Consider the following 22,415-nt stretch of genomic DNA (forward strand, 5'->3'; position numbering starts at 1 on the left):
CTCATGCAAGCCTCCACCCGCCTCATCCAGTCCTTTCCCGTCGACGAGCTAACCGGTGCCCTCTCCGTGCCGATTTACCAGACCTGTACCTTCGTGCAGGAGTCGCCGGGCGTGCACAAGGGCTTCGACTACTCCCGCACCGCCAACCCCACCCGCAGCGCCCTGGAGCAGCTGCTGGCCGGCCTCGAACACGGCCATTCGGCTTATGCCTTCGCCAGCGGCATGGCCGCCATCGATGCCGTGCTGAAGCTCCTTTCGACTGGCGACCAGATTGTGGCCATCGACGACATCTACGGTGGGGCCTTCCGCCTGTTTGAGCACGTGTACCGCCGCTTCGGTATCGACATCGTGTATTGCGACACCGCCAATCTGGCCGAGGTGGAAGCCGCCATCACCAAGCGCACCAAGCTGGTGTGGCTGGAAACGCCTTCCAACCCCACGCTTAAAATCTCCGACATTGCCGGCCTGGCCGAGCTGGCGCACGCCGCCGGGGCGTGGCTGTGCGTCGATAATACGTTTGCCTCGCCCGTGCTGCAACAGCCCATTCTGCTGGGCGCTGATTTGGTGGTGCACAGCGCCACCAAGTACCTGGGCGGCCACTCCGACCTCATTGCCGGGGCTGTGGTAGCGGCCACGCCCGAACTGGGCGCCCAAATCCAGTTCATCCAGAATGCCTCAGGCGCCATTCTCGGGCCGTTCGATTCGTTCCTGGTTATTCGCGGGCTCGAAACACTGCACCTGCGCATTGCCCAGCACTGCAGCGCGGCCCTGAAGGTGGCCCGCTTTCTGCAAAGCCGCCCCGAAATCAGCGCCGTGTACTATCCCGGCCTGGAATCGCACCCCAACCACGCCCTGGCCAAGCAGCAACAGCCAGATGGCTTCGGCGGCATCGTTGCGCTGGTGCTGAAGGACGATACCGTGGAAGCCGCCACACAGCTGGCCACGCGCCTGCAATACTTCAAGCTGGCCGTGAGCCTGGGCGGCGGCAAGAGTCTCGTGTGTCACTCCGCCTCTATGACGCACACGGCCATCCCGGCCGAAACGCGCCGCGCTGCCGGCTTTGCGGATAGCCTGCTGCGCCTGTCCATCGGGCTGGAAGCGGCCGATGACCTGATTGCCGACTTGACGCAGGCGCTGGACAGCCTGAATGCGCCGGCGGAATCGCCGGCTGTGCTAGAGTCGGAGGGGGCGCTGGCGTAACAAGGTCGTTTGGGCCAAAAAGCCGTCATGCCGAGCGTAGCCGAGGCATGACGGCTTTTTGGCCCAAATGCATTGGTGGGCATGTTCAGATATAGCGGTTGGGTTTATTCTTTGTCGTTTCTTGCGGCTGATTTTATCCTTCTCTTTCCTCACTTTTTAGATGAGTCTGTATTACAAACCTTCCAATAAAATGCCCATTGGGGGCGTGCTGCTGTTTCTGCTGGTCGGGGTGCTGGCATCGGCTCTTTTGGCGTTGGTCTACATCTATGCCATTTGGTACATCCCCTTTGTGTACATCAACGTCTTTATCTGCCTGGGCTTTGGGCTGGTACTGGGTGGAGTGCTGATGCTGCTGGCCCGTGCCGGTAAGCTGCGCAGCCCCGTTGGGGTGGGTCTGCTGGCCCTGCTAGTGGGGCTGGTGGCCGTGTATCTGGAGTGGAGCGTGTACCTGACGTTGCTGTTCAACGCCGAAGCCACCGGCACCGGGCGCGATGCCGACACCAGCACTTCGTTCAGCGCGGCCCTGTTTGCCGACGTGTTCACGCACCCAGGCACGATGTGGGAAGCCATTGGCAAAATCAACGAAACTGGTACTTGGTCGCTGAAGGGGGCCACGCCTTCAGGCGTATTTCTGGGGATTATCTGGGTGATTGAGTTGCTGATTATTCTCGGTGGGGCCTACCTGCTGGCCCGCTCGCAGGCCGATGAGCCCTTTTCGGAGGTGGCCAATGAGTGGGCCGACGAAGAAACCCTGCCCCATCCCATTGGCTTTGCCCAGGATGTGGCCCAGACCCGCACCGCCCTCGAAACCGGCCAGTTTCACGCTCTCACCCCGTACGTGGCCCAATCAGAAACAGACCCCTTCGCCCGCCTCAAGCTGCACCGTGCCCCCAACGACCATAATTGCCAGTACCTGACCTTGGAAAACGTCACCACCAAAATCGACGACAAAGGAAAAGCCACGCAGTCAACGGACACGGTGGTGCAGTACCTGGCCATTTCACCGGTGGCGTACGAGGAGTTAAAAAAGCGCTTCGGTACCTTGCCCGTAGCCACGCAGGAAAGCTACCCGAGCGTATAGCGCAGACTACGAAGTCTGCCTTACTGCTACCAAAGCAAAGAATCCCAGCTACCCTAAATGATGGGCGGCTGGGATTCTTTGCGTATCAGTGGTGCTAAAAGTAGCTGCCGGTTTATACCAGTGTCGCCAAGGTCTCGCGGCTGAAACCTTTCATCTCATCGGCGCGGCCTTGCTGAATTTTCTCTACCCAATTCGGGTCCACAATCAGCTGGCGGCCCACGGCCACGAGGTCGAACTCGTTGCGGTCGAGGCGACGCAGCAACTCCTCGATGCCGCTGGGCTCGGACGCTTCGCCTGCGAAACCGGCCAGGAATTCGCCCGATAAGCCGACTGAACCCACGGTGATGGTGGTTTTGCCGGTGAGCTTTTTCACCCAGCCTGCGAAGTTCAAATCTGAGCCTTCGTTCTCGAACTCAGGCTCCCAGAAGCGGCGCTGCGAGCAGTGAAAAATGTCCACGCCGGCATCGGCCAGGGGCTGGAGCCAGGCTTCCATTTCTTGGGGTGTGTGGGCTAGCTTCACGGCGTAGTCCTGCTGTTTCCACTGCGAGAGACGGAGGCTGATGACGAAATCCTCGCCTACGTGGCGGCGTACTTCTTCCACCAGCTCCACGGCCAGGCGGCTACGGTCGGGGAGGGAGGGGCCGCCGTAGTGGTCGGTGCGCTCGTTCATACCGGCCCAGAAAAACTGGTCGATGAGGTAGCCATGGGCCCCGTGTAACTCCAGGCAGTCGAAGCCGAGGCGCTGGGCGTCGGCGGCGGCGCGGGCGAAGGCGGCAATGGTGTCGGTGATGTCGTTTTCGGTCATGGCCTTGCCGGTGGCCTCACCGGGTTTTAGTAGGCCGGACGGGCCTTCGAAAGCTTCCGTAGGTTTCCAGCCGGAGCGGTGGCCACTCATCACGCCCATGTGCCAGAGCTGCGGGCCCATTTTGCCGCCGGCTGCGTGCACTTCGTCGATGACGTGCTGCCAGCCGGCCAGGGCCTGCTCGCCGTAGAAATGCGGGATGTTAGGGTCGTTGGACGAGGCCGGGCGCTCTACCACCGTGCCTTCGGAGAGGATGAGGCCGACCTGGCCCTCGGCCCGGCGGCGGTAGTAGGCGGCCACGTCGGCACCCGGCACCCCGTTGGGCGAGAAGGAGCGGGTCATGGGGGCCATGACAATGCGGTTTTTGAGTTGCAGGGATTTCAGCGCAAAAGGCGCGAAAAGGGGGTTAGTGGACATAGTTCTGCGGTTGCTTTTGTCGGATAAAGGAAGAATCGACAACAACCGGTTAGCGGTGGGTTTTGATTTTTTAGCCCGTCATGCTGAGCAGAGCCGAAGCATGACGGGCTAAAAAATCCCTATTGCATAAGCAGTAATTCCTGCTAAAAAGCCACCCTAGCCCCGTTTGCTGCGTAAGTTGCGGCCGATGCTACGACCCCTGTATTTCGTCTTATTACTTATCCTCGGCGCCACCCAACTGCCGGCCTGTGCCCAATCCAACCCCGAGAAGCCGGCGGTGGTAGCCGAAATCGGCGTGCCCGGCAAGCCACTGCCCTGGTTGGATTCCATCCTGTCGGCCTCGCCCATCCTGGCGCGGCACCAGGTGGGCGTGAGCCTCGCTTATGCCGACAGCGCCCGGCCCTTCTACGGCTTTCAGGATACCAAATACTTTACCCCGGCCAGCACCATGAAGCTGTTCAGCTTCTACGCCGGCCTGCACCTGCTCGGCGACTCGCTGCCCAGCCTGCGCTACTTCAGCCGCCACGACACCCTGTTTTTCCAGGGCACCGGCGACCCCACGCTGCTGCACGGCGACGTGCCCAGCCGCCGCGCCTACAGCTTCCTGCTGAACCGGCCCGAAAAGACGCTGGCCTACTGCGACATTGCCTGCGTGACGCCCTACGGCCCCGGCTGGACCTGGGACGACTACGGCTACTACTTCCAGCCCGAGCGTGGCGCGTTTCCCATTTACGGCCACACAGTGCGCTTCTACGCCACACCGCCCGCGCCAGTGCGCGGTGCCAAAGGAGCCGCCGTGGCGCCGCAATCGCGGGTGCGGGTACTGCCGCGCTTCTTCGCGCCCTTGGTGGGGCCAGCTCCTGCCACCCTGCTCACGCCGGGCCTGGATAAGGACGTGCACATCATCCGCGCCCCGCACGAAAACCGCTTCTACGTGCTGCCCACCACCAAAAAGTGGGTCGATGAAACCCCCTTCGTCACCAGCCGCGGGCTGATGCTGCGGCTGCTGGGCGACACCCTGCGCCGCGCTACCAGCGCCGCCGCCTGGCGGCCCCGTCCCGCGCAAGGCGACTCCATTCGCACGCTCTACGGCCTGCGCGTCGACTCGCTCTACCGCCGCATGCTGCGCGTGAGCGACAACTTCCTGGCCGAGCAGCTGCTGCTCATGTGCAGCACTAAAATCGGCTACCGCGACTCGCTCAGCACCGGTCGCGCCATCCGCTACACGCGCAAAAAACTGCTCACTGGCCTGCCCGACCCGGTTTACTGGGTAGATGGCTCGGGCCTCTCCCGCCTCAACCTCATCACCCCACGCACCCTCACGGCACTGCTGCTGAAGCTGCATCAGGAGCTGCCGGAGCAACGTTTGCTGAGTCTGCTGGCGGCCGGCGGGGGCCAGGGCACCCTGCGCAAGCGCTACCACGACACCAGCGGCCCGTGGGTGTGGGGCAAAACCGGCACGCTCAGTAACAACCTGAACACGTGCGGCTACCTGCGCACCAAAAGCGGCCGGCTGGTGGCCTTCACTTTCATGAATAATAACCACGTGGTGGACAGCTACTACATGCGCAACGAGGTGGAGCGGGTGCTGCGCCAAGTGCGGGAGCGGCTGTAGAAGCAGGATTAGAAATCAGCTGTCATCCTTCGCTGTGCTTAGCATGACTGGATGTGCTCAGTATGACAGAAAAAATATTACAGCTCTAGTACCCGCGTACTCTCCTCCCCAAACTGGCTGATGACGCGCATAGCCACGCGCCGGCCCGGCCGCAGCTGGATGGGAGCGGAGGCCGTAGAGCCGTTCCCAGGCGTCTTCGTCCAACTCGATGCGGAGGGTTTGTTCGGCTGTGCGTTTGGTGCTGGCAATAAGCTGTGGGCCAATGTGAGCGCCACGATGCTTTCACACACGAGCTAGCCACCGATTCGCTGGTACTGGAGTCGCCGGGCATCTACCGCGAAGCCCTGACCAAAGTGCGTATTGGCCAGGGCGCGTTTAAAGCGCTGGTAACGCAGGCCTACGATAAAAAATGTGCCATCTCAGGTGAGAAAACCCTGTTGGTGCTGGAAGCGGCCCATATTCAGCCTTTCTCTCAGGCAGGTCCCGATTCGCTCGGCAACGGCCTGTTGCTGCGTTCAGATTTACACAAGCTCTTAGACCGCCACTACCTCACCATCGCCGCCGACGACCGGATAATTCGGGTTAGTAGCCGTATCAAAGAAGAATTCCAGAATGGTAAGGAGTACTATCAATTCGATGGCAAGCCACTGAAGATGCTGCCGAAACTCCTCTCTGACCAGCCAGCCAAGTAGTATTTGCAGCACCATAATGGGTTGTTCATGCCGTGAGCCGTTGGGCTAAAGCTGTTGGCATAAAGCGGTCAGGTTCATTCTACGAAAAACGGAGACGTTAGCCAAAAGAAAAAAGGTTGGTTCAACACCTCCTTTTCTTTTGGCTAACGTCTCCATTCTGATGCCGTTGCCAAGCCGCAAAGCAGCTCGGCAATGGCATAAATCGCTTTTTAGTGTGTCACAACCACCTTCTGTGTGGCCGTCACTCCGTTGCCCATGACGCGCAGATAATAAATGCCGGCTGCCAGGCGCGACAAGTCAAAATTAGTTGGTACTGAGGGGGGCAACTCGGCCGTTGCGGTTACGGGCTGGCCTAGCGTATTGTATAGCGTGCCGCGTAGGTTCGTCTGAAGGGCATTTGCCACATCCACGGTGAGCGTGGTGTTCACAGGATTGGGAAAGATGTTAACCTCCAAATTGGCGGCGGCAAACGTAGCGGTCACCACGTAGGTTGTCACGGGCTCATTCACCACGGCATGGCCCGACTGAGGACCAGTTGCCCCGGCCGGTACTACGCCGTAGTAGGTGGGGCCGGTGGTGTAGGGATAGGCTCCTTCGTACCAGCGGTTGATGGTAATGAAGTAGGCATAGGTACCCATCGGATACTCCGGCGTCACGCAAAAGCGGCCGTTGTGGTCATCCAAATCGCCGCGGCCGGCCACGTACTCAAAGTCCTCCAGGTAATATCCGATGGGCTTGGCCGCGTTCACGACCGGGCCGACCTGGCTGGCTGTGCTGCCGTTGGGCAGGGTGGTACGAGTGGTGATGTTGCGGGTCCGGTACGAGCTGCGCATGCTTTTGAGAGCACCAGGAGTAGTGGGGTTGGCATAACCATAGGCCCCGTAGATGGGGTAGCCGTCGAGGGCATAGCCGATGATGGGGGAGTGCCGAGAGCTGTCGTGGTCGTTGTATAGGCACCGGGGGTTGAGGTGGTGGTGGTACTCGCCGTTAGCCGCGGGATGGCCCAGGCAGGAGTCAAACCCCGGCCCTTCCACCACGATGGCGTTCTGGCGCCACACACCGCCGTTGGTGTAGCTCATGGCGTCCCAAGCGTTGTACATACTCACGCCGTTGCTCCACACCCCGGTGTGGCCGAGGGGCGTGGCCGTGGCCGTGCCCGTATTGGGCACAGGCGTGCGGGTGATTTTGTACACGAAGTTCTGGTTTGAGGGAGTGTTGGGGTTATTGCCCCAACTTGGCCCAATCGTGTAGCTCGGAATACTCGCGCAGGTGATGTACACGTTGCCGGTGGAGTACTGTACGCGTTGCACGTTGGTCGGAATGCCGGCGTAGCCGGTGGCCCCGGTGGTATTCACCACCCAGCTGTTGACGATGGGTGTGACCTGGGCGCCGGCCAGGGCGGGCAGCAGTAGCAGCAGTAAGGAATAAAAGGATTTTTGCATACTAAATGCGTCGGGGGTGAATGTGAGTGATGTGAAAAAGGATGAGAGCATTGCTGAAGCGAGCTGTTTAGGTTCTAAGCAGAATAAAGATATAGGAGCATTAGTCTTGCCAGGGTGCATGTATCGCCCAACAGGCACTTTGGCTCGCCCAACGGCGAAAGCAGGGCCATAAGCTTGTAAATCGTTGCTTCAGACACCAGGTTTTAGTACTGGATTTTTCTGAAAAACCGCATTTAGGCTATCTGAGGGCATATTTTCTCTGTCGGGTGAGGTTGTTCTTTCGCTGGGGAAATGACCCCGCTTGACGAGGAATGGACCAGGTTAAACGATTGTGGAAACACGATGCTCGGCGTGCATACCAATTTTGTAACGCCAAATCGGAACAGCCACCGCAGGCACCTTACTCGACTAATCCAGCTCAATAGCCATGTTCATTTCTGCTTACTCTTTCAGCTTTATGCCTTCCGTTCGCCGGGCCCTGCTGGCCAGCTTCGCACTGTTCCTGCCCGCCGTTGTTTCGGCACAAACCATTGTTTCTTTCACCCCCACCACAGCCGCTGCGGGCAGCACGGTTATTATTACTGGGACCGCCCTGAGCCAGCTCAAATCGGTGCAGCTGAACGGCCTGACGATGCGGGTTACCGCCAGCAGCGCCATTTCGGTGTCGGTGGTTGTGCCGCCGGCGGCGGCTACAGGCAAGCTGCGCCTCACCACGGCCAGCGGCACGGTGCTGAGCAGCACCAAGCTGGGCATCACCCGGCAGTCGTCGGCGGTGAGCTACAGCAACATCAGCACGAGCGTGACCGGCGGCACCGCGACTGGCAACTACTCGACGCCCACGGCTGGCGACATCAACGCCAACGGCAAAGTGGACCTGCTGATGGGCCAGGGCGACGGCACCATTATGATGTATGAGCAAACCACTGCGGGGCAGGCCGCGCTGGGCACCGGCGTGCTGCTGCTCAACGCCAGCGGCAGCACCCTCGATGTGGGCTCCTTCGCCAAACCCACCATTGCCGACCTCGACGGCGACGGCTTGCTGGAACTGATTGTGGGCGAGGACACCGGCAACGTGCTCCGCTACGAGCAGGTGGCCGCCACGGGTACCGACGCCCTGAAGTTCAACGTAACAACGCTCTTCACCAATCCCTTTGGCACGGCTACCAACAGCGCACCGAACGGCGGCTCCTACGCCCGCCCCGGTGTGTCGGACCTCGACAACGACGGCCTGCTCGACATTCTGGTGGGTAGCAACGACGGCACCCTGCGACGCTACGAGCAAGCTACTCCCAACGCTTCCACCACCGCCGGCTTCAACGCCCTGGGCCTAATGAAACTGGCCGACGGTACCACCATCGATGCCGGTGACGTGGACAAGCCGCTGCTGACCGATTACAACGGCGACGGCTACCTCGATATGCTGCTCGGCAACAAGGCTGGGAATATCATGCTCTACACCCAGAGCGGCCGCGATGCTGCCACCTTCACCGCCGTGGGCAACCTCAGCACGGCTGGTACTGCCGCCACGGTTATCAACATGGGTAGCTCGGGTACCAACCCGAGCAGCATGGGCGGCTACGCAGCCCCTGCCATTACCGACATCGACGGCGACGGCCTGCTCGACCTCTACGTGGGCAACGGCAACGGCAGCATTTACCGCTACGAGCAAACCCAGTCGGCCTCCGTGCCTACCCTTACCGCTCCGCTGCCAGTGGTGCTCACCTCCTTCACCGGCCAGGCCACCAGCGCCGGCAACCAGTTGAGCTGGGCTACTGCTCAGGAAGTGAAAAGCGCAAGCTTTGTGATAGAAGCTTCGGCCGATGGCAGCACTTTTGCCGCTGTGGCTGAGCTGGCTGCCGCGGGCAATAGCACCTCGGCGCGCACCTACCAGTACCTCGATGCTTCGGCTGCTGCACAAAGCGCCACCCGCCGCTACTACCGCCTGCGCCAGGTAGACCTGGACGGCTCCCTGACTTACTCGACCGTTGTTGTTCTGAGCCGCACGGTAGCCGCTACCTCGTCCACCTTTGAGGCCTACCCCAACCCCTTCGCCAACCAGCTTACGGTAGCCCTGCCCGGCGCCTTCGAGCCCCAGGCGGCTACCATAACCCTGCTGAGCCTCGCTGGCCGTCCGGTATACACTGGCAAACTGACTCTTAGTGCCGCGCCGCAGGCCCTTGTCGCCCTACCCGAACTGCCCGCCGGCGTGTACGTCCTGCGCCTGACCACCGCCAGTGGTACCATCAGCCACAAGGTGACCCGCCAATAAGCAGAATTGCTTATGCCCACAATCTGGCCCCGGCCTCCGCAAGGAAGGTTGGGGCCAGATTGTTTACGCAGTTGTAGCCTCAATAACCCCAGTTCGTTGTGCCTCGGCTGCGCCTAACAGAGCGGTTTTTGACAACGATTACTTTTACTCCACTGTTTTATAAAAGCTGCTGCTTGTTAGCTTGGGCGTTGGGTTTGGCAGCTTCCACGGCTTGTATAGGGCGCGTTTCAAGGCTAAGATGAGTTCACAGCCGGCTGCTTGTCGTTGAGCTAGCCGACCCGTCTGGGGCTACCTTTGCGGTGCTTCACATTCAAGCCTCACTTATGCCTGCTGCTCCCCGCATGCGCCAGCTGCGCCGCGATAAAACTGTTTTCGCGCTGGTAATGAATATTATCCGAATATACCTGGAAGAAGACAGCCTGCTAGCTCAGCAGCCTCACTTGCGCGAAACCCCCAATGCCGACCTACTGCATCTGCAACAGGTAGCCGACCGGTGGCTGGGCCTAACCACGGCCTATGTGATACGGAAGCACCGCTGCTCCATGTCGGCGGCCATTCAGACGGTAGCCGAATTGCAGACGGAGCTAAAAGCCTCCATCCCGGAAGCCGAAATGCGGGCGATACCACTCAGCGTCGTGCTGAGCTTGCCGCCCGGGCTGATGCCGTAGCGTTATTGGGCCTCACTAGATAATGTGCCAACAAGTAGCCGTAGCACGAACTTCTAGTTCGCGTCCCAGCCACAGTACATCAATCCCGAAAGGGCACCAGCAGCCAAAAGCGGCCGGAGGAGTACCCCAACCGAAGCGGTGCTTGGACTTGCGTTGGGCTTCGCGAAATCATTGCAGGCAAGTGCTGGTGAGGCCGAAGCATGGCTTCGGGGTATTCGTTCTGCTAACGCAAACAGGTTCTAAAACGCGGGCTCGCCTTCTGCTTCCTCAATCGGGGTTTTGAAGAGTTCAGGCTGTGCCTTATTCAGGGCTTGGTATTGCGCAGGCGTCAGGTAGATGTAGCCTTCGCCGTCCAGGCAGGAGTAGAACTGGCCGGGGGCGTGCTGTTCCCGCAGGGCCTGCTGCATCAGCTCCACGCTTTCGGCCGCCAGCCAGTCGGACCGCACGGGCAGTGGGGTGTGGTAGCGTCGCTGGTTGAGCTGGAAGCTGAACGGCACGGTTGGCGTGGTGGGGTAGTCGGCGCCGAAACCGTCCTGTACCAGGGTGGGGGCAAAGCCGCCGCGCGAAATTGCCACCAGCTCGCGGGTGAGGGCCGCATAGGGATACGGCGGGTTAGCCGATTCCCAGTCGAAGGCGTAAATGACATGCGGGAAGCTCAGCAGCACCTCTGCATAGCTGGTTTTGGCGCCGCTGAGGGCGGCGGCTTGGCCCCGCGCGATGTCGGCGGTGGAGAGGTGAGCGAACAGGCCGAGTTTCTGATAATCGGCCACCAGCCGCTCAATAGCGGCGGAGCTAAACCGCGTGTCGTAGGATTCCGTCGAGAAGAGAGAAAACGAGTGCTCATTGCCCCACAGCTTGCGCTGGGTTTGGGTCATAGCCAGCAGGCCCAGTTTTTCGTTGCCATGCGGCGAACTGGCGTCGGGTGTCCAGGCCTGGTAGAGGCGCAGGGGGGAGTGGCGGTCGGTGAGCCATTGGTTGATGCTTTTATGAAAGTTCTCGCTCACACCCGGCCACGCGTCGGGGTTCGGGTCGGAGCCGTCGCGGCGCAGGTAGTCGTGCAGAAAAGTGGTTTCATAGCGCCGGCCATTGGCGCGGAAGCTGAGCGTGATATTCTGGTCTAGCAGGTCGGAACCTTCGTCTTCGACACTCAGCCTCAGGGATAAATACGTATAGTGAAAATCAGGTAACACGGCCTGTATTTCCTTAAATAGCAAAGGGTAGAGCTGTTGCGGGGCGTGCGGCAAGGGGCGCAGGTCCACAATGCGGGCGTGCTCGCAGTAGCCCACCACGTTAAATAAGTCCCTGACCTCATATGGGCGACTTTCCTGCGTGAGGCGCTGGCATTGGGCGGGGCTAAGCTGGCCGGCCTGCTCCAGTTGCCGTAGCCACTGCTGTTGCCGGGCCTGGTCCTGCGTGTGGGTTTCGCGGCGCTGCATAATGCTCGCGGCAGCTTGGCAAACCTGCATTTCGCTCATGAAGCCACCCTGGTCCATCGCCTGCTGCAGCTGTTGGTAGGCTGCTTGGTCCAGCAGGCCCACAGCCAGGAGGTCGCGGGCCGTACGGGAACGCGTTTTGCCCAGGATGCTGCGCCGCTCATCAATCCAGTGGTGCAGGCCCTTTGCGCCGGATGGCCCAGCCAGCGGTGGGTAAATGGTCCATCCCTGCGGCATGGAGTCTTCGGCCGGAATGGCGTATTCGATTTTCAGGCGGGCCGGCTGCTGGTCGTAGTACCAGCGCAGCAGCGCCGATGTGTCGCCACCAAAGCGTTTCAAGGCTTCTTGGTAGCGCACCCGCGGTGCTCGGCCTTGCTCCGTCGGCTGTCCGGAGCTTCCCGCGATGAATTGGTCGTCTTCGGCAAGCAGCAAATCATCGGCAATGCCCAACTGCCGGTAGTTGAATTCTGTCTGAAATGCCTCGGCGCAAAAATTCAGAATAGAGGCGCGGTTGGTGCCGTAATGCTCTTGTGAGCGGTGCGTGAGCGGGTCTGTCTGCTCAAACTTCAACTCGTTCTGCCGCATTTGGCGCAGCAGCTCATCGCGGCCCGCCGCCGTGAGCAGGCGGGCCCGATAAAGCCGTTCGGCGAAAGCTGCTCCCGGCGCGGCGGTGCGCTGGCCCACAAGCCGGACCACCACCGCCAGCAGCACCGCCAGGCCCAGAATGAGCAGCGCTTTCATCCGGCCCTAGTACAGCACCCGGAACTTGATGGTGTGCTCCACGGCGCGCAGGGCCTGAATTACTTCTTGGTCGTACTGCCGGTCGATGTCCGTAATCACGTAGCCGATGTGCTCGTTGGTTTTCAGGTACTGGCCCAGGATGTTGACGTGGTGCTGGGCCAGTACGTTGTTGATTTTGGCCAGCACACCCGGCACGTTGGCGTGGATGTGGATGAGGCGGTGGGCCTGCTGTGCTGGCAGCTGAATATTGGGGAAATTGACCGACTGCTGGGTGTTGCCGGTGTTGATGTACTGCATGATGCGCTCCGGCACAAACTCGGCGATGTTGCGCTGGGCCTCAGCCGTGCTGCCGCCGATGTGGGGCGTGAGCAGCACGTTTTTCAGGCCGCGCAGCTCGTTTTCGAAGCTCTCGTTATTGGTTTTGGGCTCGTAGGGAAACACGTCGACGGCCGCACCGCCGAGGTGGCCGCTGCGCAGGGCCTCGGCCAGGGCCGGCACGTCCACGACGTGGCCGCGGGCGTTATTAATGAACAAAGCGCCGGGCTTCATCAGGGCAAATTCTTTGGCGCCGATGTAGTTCTCGTTTTCGGGCCGGCCGTCGATGTGCAGCGTCACCACGTCGGACTGCGCGAGCAGCTCTTCCAGCGTGCGGGCCTTCACCGCGTTGCCGAGCTGTAGCTTTTCGGCCATGTCGTAGTACATCACCTTCATGCCCACGGCCTCGGCCACCACGGAGAGCTGCGAGCCGATGTTGCCGTAGCCCACGATGCCAAGGGTTTTGCCACGAATCTCGAACGAGCCGCTGGCCGACTTATCCCACTCGCCGGCGTGCATCTTGGGGTTCTTTTCGGGGATGCGGCGGGCCAGCACAATCAGCTCGGCCAAGGTGAGCTCTACCACCGAGCGGGTGTTCGAAAACGGCGCATTGAACACCGCCACGCCCTTTTTCATGGCTCCCACCAGGTCAATCTGATTGGTGCCGATGCAGAAAGCGCCGATGCCAATCAGCCGATTAGCGGCGTCGAGCACGCGCTGCGTCACCTGTGTTTTCGAGCGGATGCCGAGCAGGCTCACCCCTTCAATGCGGGCAATCAATTCCTCTTCGTCGAGGCCGCCTTTCACTTCCTCCACCTGGTAGCCTTCCTGGCGGAAAAGCTCGGCAGCGCGGGCATCCGGATTCTCCAGCAGGAGCACCTTAATGCGGTTTTTGGGGTATGATAAAGTCATAGGGAGTCGTAGTTGGTACAAAAATTCATCGAATGTCGGGAGCACCTCGTCGGCATGAGCCACGACGCTGGGCCGACTAACATTCTCGGTGTAAGCATAAAATCGGTGGGCTAGGCCAGCCTCGCGTATCTGGTAGTCGGTATAACCGTCGCCGAGCACATAGACCGGTCCGTCCAAATCGAGCAACACCAGTTGGCGAATTTTACCGCCGTCGCGGCTCAACACGTTGGCTGGGTCGCAGCCAGTGATGTTGCCATCAGCGTCGAAGGTAAAGGTGTTGGCCAGCACATGACCAGCGGGAATGCCGAACTCGGCCACCACCGGCTCAATGAACTCGCGGAAGCCGCTGCTCACCACGTAAATTCTGTCCGCAAACTGCCGGAAGAAATCGCCGTTGCGCCGGATGCTCTCGCTCACCTTGGTTTTGAGCCGGGCAATGAGCGGTGCTAGGTGCTCCTCGTTGGCCCCGAGCAGTTCCAACCGCCGGCTCAGCGACTCCTGAAAGCCAATTTCGCCGGCCATGCCCTGGTCGGTAAGGGCGCGAATTTTGGCTACCCGCTCGGCAGCATCGGGGCGGCCTTGCAGAGCGATATCAGCTAGTTCATCGAGGCCTTCGACCTGCGTGAACGTGCTGTCGAAATCGAAAACGAGGTAGGGCAGGGGGGCGGTGGCGTTGGGCATATGCACAAAGATGGGCGCGGGGCCACTTTGTCGGGTTGTTTAGGGCCCAAGTATTTTCAGGTTCTCTAGCGGTTTATGGCCGCTTGCCCTTTTCACCCGGCGTAACAGAAAGGCGAAGTGCTAGCTGGGTCCGTTCGGTGCGCTGTCTGCACAGGGAGGATTGCGGGTTGGGAATAAAATAGTAGAATGCTTGCTGTTGGCTAGTAATCAATCAATTGTTATTGATATAAAATATTATAATATATTTTTTACTTTAGTCAATTCTATCGGAGCTTTTTGAAGTGCCGGAAACTGCACGTATTTCTATAGGAAAAACCGGACAGTAACTACGCTTTGAAGTCTGCCAGCGCTTCTCTGTTTCTCGGCTGAAAGCGTCAGCGCCATTGAGGAATGGCAGGTTGGTAGTTCACTCAACTTCACACATTGCTATGAAAATGAATCGAAACCATTTCTTGAAAGCCGGTTTGGCCGCCAGCGCATTCCTGGCTTATCCATTTGGGGCGGCAGCCAGGGCGTTGGCCCGCTGGCGGGTGGGCATAGGGTTTATGGTGAAGGCCGCCCAAGACCGGACCAGCCAACCAATGGCGCTGTTTGATGGCGACACGTTCTGGACGAAAATAGCGGCAGCCGATACGGAGGGGGACTTGTACGTGTTTGAGTCGCGCCGCGAGAAGGAGGGTGGCCCCTCACACCACTACCACTTCGAGCAGGACGAGTGGTGGTATGTGCTGGAAGGCGAATTCCTGGTTAAAGTTGGCGAAGAGGTGTTTCAGGCCAAAGTAGGCGACAGCGTGTTTGGACCCCGCCGGGTGCCGCACAGTTTTGCCAAGGTGGGGCCGGGGCCAGGCCGGCTGCTAATGATTTTCCAGCCGGCCGGCAAAATGGAGGAGTGCTTCCGCAAAATCAGCCAGGGCGCGACGCGCAATATGTCGGAGGCCGAGCAGGATGCCTTTCGGGAAGCGCACGGCTTCAAGCGGGTAGGGCCGCCGCTACGGCAACCCAAGCCCATGATGGATAAATAAATAGCGCCGGCCTCAACCCAACTATTTCTCCTGCAATCGGCTTGAAAGCTATATTTTTCCTGAATGCGATAAGAAATCCTCTGCAATAGGATGAGGCCCGCTGGGCTGAGCGCAAAGATGCGCCGGCGCTACCTTGGGGGCACTTACTTTCTGTGCATATGAAACCTGCTCTACTGTTACTGTTGGCCTTACCGCCTGAAATGCCCACAGCCGGCCCGGGCCCGGTGCGCATCACGTTCAGCCCGCTGACAAAACCAGCGTATTTGGAAGCGAAGAAATCGGTGGTTGTAACCAAGCCAAAGATGACATTTCCGCTTAAAAAGCAGAACGGCCAGCTCACGATTCTTACAACCAAAGGGCCGAAGATTTTTAAAGACATTGTCGTTGACGAAGCAGCGAATAAAAGTGGAATTGGAGAAGCCGAGACGCTTATTCACGACTATCTGGGCTACCTACCGGCATTCAAATGCCATTTGCTGCGAGTCAACTATTACGAGACGTCTCAATACTTGCTGATTAGTGACTCGGGGCAGCAACTGGAATTGTGGGGCGAACCCATTTTCGCGCCCGACATGCAGCACATCATTGCTACCTGCATGGGCATTGAATACGGCGGCGGGCAACCCAATATTCTACAACTGCTGGCGCTACGAAACGGTGTGTGGAAACAGGTCTGGAAGCAGGAGCCCAAACACTGGGAGCCGTACCGAGTAGGTTGGACATCGGCCAATACCTTACTATTGAGCCGAATGATGTGGACTGGGAAAAGCCAGGGAACACCTATACTTATTCGCGGCTGACGATTCAATAGCGCAAACGGAAAACTAATTCAACCCACGCATTTCATGAAAGGCACGCTGCTATTACTGCTACTGCTTCTCAAAATGCCTCCGGCGGCTACTCCGGGCGCGGTGCGTGTCACGTTTAGTGCGCTGACGAAGGCGGCGTATTTGGAAGCAAAAAAGGTGGCAGTTTTGACCAAGCCGGCAATGACTTTTCCGCTGAAAAAAGCACAAGGACGAGTTGTAATCCCCACCGCGAAAGGCAGCAAAGCTTTTCAAGATAATGCAGTAGATGAAGAAAATCCGGATTGGGAAAAATATACCTACCTGGGTTACTGGCCACAGTTTGGGTGCCACTTGATATTGCACAACCACTACGAGTGGTCGAACTATATTTTGCTCAATAGAAATGGTCAGGAGGTAGAATTATGTGAGCCACCTATTTATTCGCCCGACCTAAAAAGCTTCGTCGCGATTTCAAGTGGCATAGAATACTGGGCAAATTCAAATAGTATTCAGCTATTCCGTTTTCAAAATGGCACTTGGCGCCAGATTTGGAAAGTAGAGCCCGCCGTGGAGCCTGCCACTTGGGAGCCAAATGAAATCTACTGGCTTTCTGCCAATAGCTTGATTTTAAAAAAGCGAATGTGGACCGGAAAAAATCCCGGTGGTACTTACACCTATGCCAAGCTGACGATAAGGTCTTCAGCTAGTACTGCCCACCACCCATGAGCAAAGGCAGCATTCTAGCCTTCAACTGCCCGTAAGCTCCGTTATGCAAGCCGAAACTGAATAATGCGCGCCGCTGCTGGATATCGCCCTCACGGCTCGGTTTCCTTGACTTCGAGGCCGTGGCTTAAGGCGCTGGCGCGGCTAGACTGGGGCGGCATGGTGCGGAGCGAACTATTTATTTTGGCCCCATCCAGCAGCTTGCTTATGAAAGGGATATTATTCATTATTGGGCTGGGCCTAGCACTGCCCACTGTACCGGCTTCGGCCCAAAAAGCGCCTGCCTTCCACACTCTTGATGGCCGCACGCTGCGCCCGGCCGACATCGACCGCACCGTGCAGCAGCTTATGGATTCGGCCAGGGTGCCGGGCCTGGCGGTGGCGCTGCTGGAAGACAACAAGGTGCGCTACCTGCACACTTATGGCTACCGAAACCTGGATACCCACGCGCCACTGGAGCCGCAAACGGCCATGTACGCGGCCTCGTTCAGCAAGGCCGTGTTTGCCTACCTGGTAATGCAGCTGGTGCAGGAAAAGCGCCTCGACCTGGATAAGCCAATAGCCCAATACTTGCCCAAGCCGCTGCCCGAATACGAAGCCTACCAGGACCTGGCCGGCGATGCGCGGTGGCGGCGCCTCACCGCCCGCATGGCCCTGACGCACACCACTGGCCTGCCCAACCTGCGCTGGATTGAGCCGGACAAAAAGCTGCGCTTCAAGTTTGAGCCCGGTGCCCGTTACGGCTACTCCGGCGAGGGCCTGCAGCTACTCCAGCTGGTTGTCGAAACCATCACGAAACAAGGCTTGGTGCAGCTGAGCGAGGAACGGGTTTTTCGGCCTTTGGGCATGCGCCACACCAGCTACGTGTGGCAACCGGCCTTCGAGCAGAACTACGCCCTGGGCTACGATGAGCAGGGCAAAGCCCAGGAAAAGCGCCGGCGCACCAAAGCCGGAGCCGCCGGGTCGATGGAAACCACGCCGGCCGATTACGCCACGTTTCTGGCCGCCGTGATGCAGGGCAAAGGCCTGACGCCCGCCGCCAAGCGGGAGATGACGCGCCTGCAGGTGCGCATTCCCTTCAAAGCGCAGTTTGGGCCGCTAGCCGCCGTGGCCGCACCGGATAGCAACCGCGCCATCCGGCTGGGCTATGGGCTAGGCTGGGGCACGTTTGAGTCGCCCTACGGCCACGCCTATTTCAAGGAAGGACACGACGATGGCTGGGAAAACCACAGCGTCGTCTTCGACGGACGCAAAGTGGGCCTGCTGCTGATGGGCAACAGTTCGAACGCCGACAAAATCTTCAAAGCGCTGCTGGAGAAGCTGCTCGGCGACAAGGCCACGCCCTGGCAGTGGGAGAATTATGTGCCCTATCAGTACGCGGAAAAATGAGGATTGGAGCGCCATCTCTGTCACCCTTCGCTGCTCATCATGACAGATGACGTACTAACGCCTGGCTCCAAACGGTGCCCCATTGGGTCGGGCTTTATCTTGCGGCTCCCAAGCTCCCAGCCATGCCTCAACGTCTCGTTTTCGTGTACAATGCCGATGGTGGCCGTCTGGCCGGGCTCAAGGACATGTTCCACAAAATCCTATCCCCGGCCACTTATCCGTGTTCGCTGTGCGCCATCACCTACGGCGCCACCAGCATGCGGCCGGAGTGGCGGGAGTTTGTTCAGCACCTGCCGGTTCCGGTTGATTTCCTGCACCGCGATGAGTTCGTGCGCGACTACCCACAATGGGCGCAGCACGCGCTGCCGGCCGCTTTCGCATTGGAGAAAAACGGGGAGCTGACGCCCTTTATTGAGGCCCCGATGATGAATGCGGCCGACCTGAATGGCCTGATGGAGCTGGTGCGGAAACAGCTGTAGAAGGCAAGCGGCTACCTTTGAAACCGGAACGTCACGCGTAGGGGGACCGAAAAGCATCTCAACTGCGCTCACCACGACGGTCTGTTAAATCTTCGTTCAAACGACTGTTTACATGAAAATTAATTTCCTGCCCGGCGTGCTGCTGGGTGCGTCCTTGCTCGTGGCTGGGGCTGCGGCAGCCCAGGCTGTGAATACCGGCCCGGCTTTCGATGCCCACACGCTGTTCAACCCCTCGTTTATTGAACAGCTCTCGACGCCTACGCGCACCGCCGGCGGCCAGCCCGGCGCCCAGTACTGGCAAAATGCGGCCGACTATAAAATTGCTGCCCGGCTTGATGAGAAAGCGGCCCGTGTGACGGCAACCGCCGACATCACCTACACCAACAACAGCCCCGATAATCTGGCCTTCATCTGGCTGCAGCTCGACCAGAACCTGTACCGCGCCGACTCGCGCGGGGCCGCCGCGACAGCGGTAGCGGGCGGGCGCTTTGGCAACTCGGCCCGCGGCTTCCAGGGTGGCGACAGCCTGCAAACCGTGAACATCGAGTTGCACGGCAAAAAGCTGAAAGCCAACTACCGCGTGCAGGACACGCGCATGCAAATCATGCTGCCCGAAGAGCTGAAGGCCAAGGGCGATAAGCTGAAAATCAATATCAGCTACGGCTTCAATGTGCCCGAATACGGCTCCGACCGCCTTGGCCGTATGCAGACCAAGAATGGCGAAATCTTCGAAATCGCGCAGTGGTATCCCCGCATGGCCGTGTACGATGACGTGGAGGGCTGGAACACGCTGCCCTACATGGTGGCTGAGTTCTACCTCGAATATGGCAACTTCGACTACACCGTGAACGTGCCGGCCAACTACCTCGTGGGCGGCTCGGGCGAGCTGCTGAACCCCACCGAAGTGCTCACCAGCGCCCAGCAAACCCGCCTGGCCAAAGCCGCCGGCTCCGACCAAACGGTAATGGTGCGCTCGGCCGATGAGGTGACACAGGCGGGCTCGCGGCCTGGCGGCAAAAACGGCCGCCTGACCTGGCATTTCCGCTGCCAGCGGGCGCGGGATGTGGCCTGGGCTGCCTCGGCAGCTTTTGTGTGGGATGCGGCCAAAATGAACCTGCCCAGCGGGCGCAAGTCCTTGGCCATGTCGCTCTACCCCGTGGAGGCGGCCCAGGACACGGCTTGGAACCGCAGCACGGAGTACGTGAAGAAAAGCATCGAATACAACTCGAAGCAGTGGTACGAATTCACCTACCCGGTGGCGACGAACGTGGCCGGCATCGTGGGCGGCATGGAGTATCCGGGCATCGTGTTTTGCGGGGCGAAGTCACGCAAGGCGAGCCTGTGGAGTGTGACGGACCACGAGTTCGGCCACAACTGGTTTCCGATGATTGTGGGCTCCAATGAGCGCAAGTACCCGTGGATGGACGAAGGCTTCAACACCTTCATTAACATCCTGTCGAGCAACGCCTTCAACAACGGCGAATACGCCAAGCAGCTGAACGATACCACCCGGCTGGTGGCCGGCACGGTGCGCAGCATCCTCGACCCCGCCACCGACCCGCCCTACACCGTGCCCGACGTGACCCAGCCCCGCAACCTGGGTTTCGCGGCGTATAGCAAGATGGGCTATGGTCTATTCTTGTTGCGCTCGGAGATTCTGGGGCCGGAGCGGTTTGACTACGCGTTCCGCACCTACATCCGGCGCTGGGCCTTTAAGCACCCGCAGCCCAAGGACTTTTTCCGCACCATGAACGAGGCCAGCGGCGAGGACCTGACCTGGTTTTGGCGCGAATGGGTGTACAACAACTGGATTCTGGACCAGGCCGTGACCACCGTCACCTACGTCAACCAGGACCCGGCCAAGGGCGCCCTCATCACCATCGAAAACCGGGGGCAGGCCGCCATGCCCGTGACGGCCGATGTGACCGAAACCAGCGGCAAAACCACCCGCGTGAAGCTCCCGGTGGAAATCTGGCAGCGCGGTGGAACCTGGACCTTTCGCTACAATTCCACCACCCCGCTCACCCAGGTCCGCCTAAATGCCACCAAACTGTTGCCCGACGCGAACCCCAGCAACAACGTGTGGCAGGCCCAAGTACTACGCTAAAACCTGTGCCCCGAATTTCCAATTCGGCCGGCGCGAACGTCCATCGTTCAACACCAGCCGAATTGGAAATTCGGGGCACAGGTTCTCGGTTACTCCTGGCCTGAAACGCCCATGTGGCGATGCCGCTGCCAGTCGCGGTTGTACTGCACGCCACCGAATAAATACAGCATCATTGCCCGCGAGTAACGTAGGATAACCGGCGTGAGCAGCACCGTAGCCCCGGTGATAATGGCCACGTACACCCACGTATCGGGGTTGCCGAGCAGGTAGTAAATCAGCACGCCGAGCACGAGGAAGGTGGCCACGTTGAAAGCGAAGGTGATGTACATGGAGCCGAAGTAGAAGCCTGGCTCCGGCTCAAACGACTGCCCGCAGGCGGGACACTGGGCCGGCATCTGGGCAAATTTGGTCACGTTCAGCGCCGAGGTGCTGAAGAGCTTGCCAGTGTGGCAGCGTGGGCAGCGCAGCTGGAGCAACGCCAGCGCGGTGGAATCGACGAATTCGGAAGGGGCAGTGGGTTCGGCCATGACCGGCGTGGGGGAAATGAGCATACGTGACAAAGGCTATACGGAGAAGGGCGGCTGACGCTCGTACGGGAAGCACAATCGCCGCTAAATCATTGTGCTGACACAAAATTACCAGCCCTACTATCCGCTGGCGCAGCCCTATTTCAGGCCTTTACAGGACAAATCAACGCTGTTGCCGAAACGCCTCGGGCGTGGTGCCCGCATACTTGCGAAAGTAGCGCACGAAGTACGACGCATCTTCAAACCCCAGCTCATAGGCCACCTGGGCCACCCCCAACGCCGAGTAGCTGAGCAAGCGCCGCGCCTCCGTGATGACCCGCTCGTGGATGAGGGCGCTGGCCGTTTTGTTGAGCACCCGGCGGCACAGGGCGTTGAGGTGGTTGGCACTGAGGTGCAGCAGTTCGGCGTAGTCGCTCACGCTGCGCCGGGTGCGATAATGCTCATTGAGCAGCGCGCCAAACTGCCGGATTTGCTGCTGGGCCAGGTTAGTTTCGGCGGCGGGTAGGGCGGGATAATGGCGGGCGGCTAGCTCCAGGCACAGGTACAGGTAGGAGCGGAAAACCTCTGCCTGATTGGCTTGCGGCGCCAGGTATTCGGCATAAAGCCGCGCAAAAAGCGGTTGGATTTCCGGCTCGTCGGCGGGCAGGTAGAGCACCGGTGGGTGCTTATGCTCGAAAAACGGGTACTCGTAGAGCCGGCTCCCGGGGTAGCGGAACAGGTAGAAATCCGTGTCGAAAAACACCAGGAAGCCGCGCGTGGCGGCGCTCAGTTGCCAGTGGTGCACCTGCCCGGGTGTGAGGAAAAATACGCTGCCCGGCCGCAGCTCATACGTTACCAAATCAATGGTATGCGTGCCACCTCCCTCGGTAATGTAGAGCAGCAGGTAGAAGTCGTGGGCGTGCGGCGCATTGACGTGCGGAAACCGAACCACGTGCGTTTCCAGCCGCTCGCAGTAATAAGGAGTGCGAGCCGGCGGCTGCGGAAACGAGGCCAGAGCCAGAACCGGCGGCGCAGAGGGTTTCATAGTCAGGAGTAGCGAAACGGCGAAAATAGCGGGTGCCCCGCGCTCCTGTTCCCGGGGCCACCTGATCCGTAGGGAATGACCAGGGCAC

At 59.7% G+C, this 22,415-nt stretch carries 18 protein-coding genes; 12 read left to right on the plus strand and 6 right to left on the minus strand.

Annotation, left to right across the window (positions count from 1 at the left end):
• Positions 1–3: 3 nt before the first annotated feature.
• Both J4E00_RS16700 and J4E00_RS16705 read left to right on the plus strand, forming a co-directional pair.
• Entirely contained in the window at positions 4–1,200 is a 1,197-nt protein-coding gene (locus J4E00_RS16700) for a trans-sulfuration enzyme family protein (protein ID WP_208176331.1), read from the plus strand.
• Positions 1,201–1,360: 160 nt separating this feature from the next.
• The gene (locus tag J4E00_RS16705; protein ID WP_208176332.1) at positions 1,361–2,281 is read left to right on the plus strand and encodes a hypothetical protein; all 921 of its coding nucleotides are present in this window, start codon (positions 1,361–1,363) and stop codon (positions 2,279–2,281) included.
• A gap of 112 nt (positions 2,282–2,393) precedes the next feature.
• Here J4E00_RS16705 and J4E00_RS16710 read toward each other — a convergent pair whose 3' ends face one another.
• On the minus strand, positions 2,394–3,500 hold the full coding sequence (locus J4E00_RS16710) for an NADH:flavin oxidoreductase (RefSeq protein ID WP_208176333.1): 1,107 nt from the start codon (positions 3,498–3,500) through the stop codon (positions 2,394–2,396).
• Between the two features lie 187 nt (positions 3,501–3,687).
• Here J4E00_RS16710 and J4E00_RS16715 point away from each other — a divergent pair, with 187 nt between their 5' ends.
• Positions 3,688–5,115: a D-alanyl-D-alanine carboxypeptidase gene (locus J4E00_RS16715; RefSeq protein ID WP_208176334.1), complete on the plus strand. Its 1,428-nt coding sequence runs from the start codon at positions 3,688–3,690 to the stop codon at positions 5,113–5,115.
• Positions 5,116–5,369: 254 nt separating this feature from the next.
• The gene (locus J4E00_RS29565) at positions 5,370–5,807 is read left to right on the plus strand and encodes an HNH endonuclease (RefSeq protein ID WP_208176335.1); all 438 of its coding nucleotides are present in this window, start codon (positions 5,370–5,372) and stop codon (positions 5,805–5,807) included.
• A 209-nt stretch (positions 5,808–6,016) separates the two neighbouring features.
• Here the strand turns inward: J4E00_RS29565 and J4E00_RS16725 are convergent, their stop codons facing one another.
• Complete coding sequence (locus J4E00_RS16725; protein ID WP_208176336.1) at positions 6,017–7,249, minus strand: YHYH protein; 1,233 nt, start codon at positions 7,247–7,249, stop codon at positions 6,017–6,019.
• Positions 7,250–7,706: 457 nt separating this feature from the next.
• On the opposite strand from J4E00_RS16725, the gene J4E00_RS16730 reads away from it, so the two are divergent.
• Entirely contained in the window at positions 7,707–9,518 is a 1,812-nt protein-coding gene (locus J4E00_RS16730; RefSeq protein ID WP_208176337.1) for a T9SS type A sorting domain-containing protein, read from the plus strand.
• Positions 9,519–9,841: 323 nt separating this feature from the next.
• Complete coding sequence (locus J4E00_RS16735) at positions 9,842–10,186, plus strand: hypothetical protein (RefSeq protein WP_208176338.1); 345 nt, start codon at positions 9,842–9,844, stop codon at positions 10,184–10,186.
• 239 nt (positions 10,187–10,425) lie between these two features.
• On the opposite strand, the gene J4E00_RS16740 is transcribed toward J4E00_RS16735, so the two are convergent.
• Together J4E00_RS16740 and serA are read right to left on the minus strand one after the other, a co-directional pair.
• Entirely contained in the window at positions 10,426–12,360 is a 1,935-nt protein-coding gene (locus J4E00_RS16740) for a hypothetical protein (RefSeq protein ID WP_208176339.1), read from the minus strand.
• A 6-nt stretch (positions 12,361–12,366) separates the two neighbouring features.
• Positions 12,367–14,268, minus strand: coding sequence for a phosphoglycerate dehydrogenase (gene serA / locus J4E00_RS16745; RefSeq protein WP_208176340.1), 1,902 nt, complete (start codon positions 14,266–14,268; stop codon positions 12,367–12,369).
• A 428-nt stretch (positions 14,269–14,696) separates the two neighbouring features.
• Between serA and J4E00_RS16750 the strand changes: the two genes are divergently transcribed.
• The 6 genes from J4E00_RS16750 (at position 14,697) to J4E00_RS16775 (ending at position 20,776) form a co-directional block, all read left to right on the plus strand.
• Complete coding sequence (locus tag J4E00_RS16750) at positions 14,697–15,290, plus strand: cupin domain-containing protein (protein ID WP_236049909.1); 594 nt, start codon at positions 14,697–14,699, stop codon at positions 15,288–15,290.
• Between the two features lie 158 nt (positions 15,291–15,448).
• Positions 15,449–16,090 carry a hypothetical protein gene (locus tag J4E00_RS16755; RefSeq protein ID WP_208176341.1) on the plus strand — a complete coding sequence of 214 codons (642 nt, stop codon included), beginning with the start codon at positions 15,449–15,451 and terminating at the stop codon, positions 16,088–16,090.
• Between the two features lie 45 nt (positions 16,091–16,135).
• Positions 16,136–16,804, plus strand: a complete 669-nt coding sequence (locus J4E00_RS16760; RefSeq protein WP_208176342.1) for a hypothetical protein — start codon at positions 16,136–16,138, stop codon at positions 16,802–16,804.
• Positions 16,805–17,008: 204 nt separating this feature from the next.
• On the plus strand, positions 17,009–18,190 hold the full coding sequence (locus J4E00_RS16765; protein ID WP_208176343.1) for a serine hydrolase domain-containing protein: 1,182 nt from the start codon (positions 17,009–17,011) through the stop codon (positions 18,188–18,190).
• A 122-nt stretch (positions 18,191–18,312) separates the two neighbouring features.
• A complete protein-coding gene (locus tag J4E00_RS16770) occupies positions 18,313–18,669 on the plus strand; it encodes a hypothetical protein (RefSeq protein WP_208176344.1) in 357 nt (118 codons plus the stop codon).
• A gap of 112 nt (positions 18,670–18,781) precedes the next feature.
• The gene (locus tag J4E00_RS16775) at positions 18,782–20,776 is read left to right on the plus strand and encodes a M1 family metallopeptidase (RefSeq protein ID WP_208176345.1); all 1,995 of its coding nucleotides are present in this window, start codon (positions 18,782–18,784) and stop codon (positions 20,774–20,776) included.
• 89 nt (positions 20,777–20,865) lie between these two features.
• Here J4E00_RS16775 and J4E00_RS16780 read toward each other — a convergent pair whose 3' ends face one another.
• Positions 20,866–21,303, minus strand: coding sequence for a DUF983 domain-containing protein (locus J4E00_RS16780; RefSeq protein ID WP_236049911.1), 438 nt, complete (start codon positions 21,301–21,303; stop codon positions 20,866–20,868).
• A 163-nt stretch (positions 21,304–21,466) separates the two neighbouring features.
• The gene (locus J4E00_RS16785) at positions 21,467–22,327 is read right to left on the minus strand and encodes a helix-turn-helix domain-containing protein (protein WP_208176346.1); all 861 of its coding nucleotides are present in this window, start codon (positions 22,325–22,327) and stop codon (positions 21,467–21,469) included.
• Positions 22,328–22,415 lie beyond the last annotated feature (88 nt).

The organism is Hymenobacter negativus, from assembly GCF_017571495.1.
Lineage (GTDB): Bacteria > Bacteroidota > Bacteroidia > Cytophagales > Hymenobacteraceae > Hymenobacter > Hymenobacter negativus.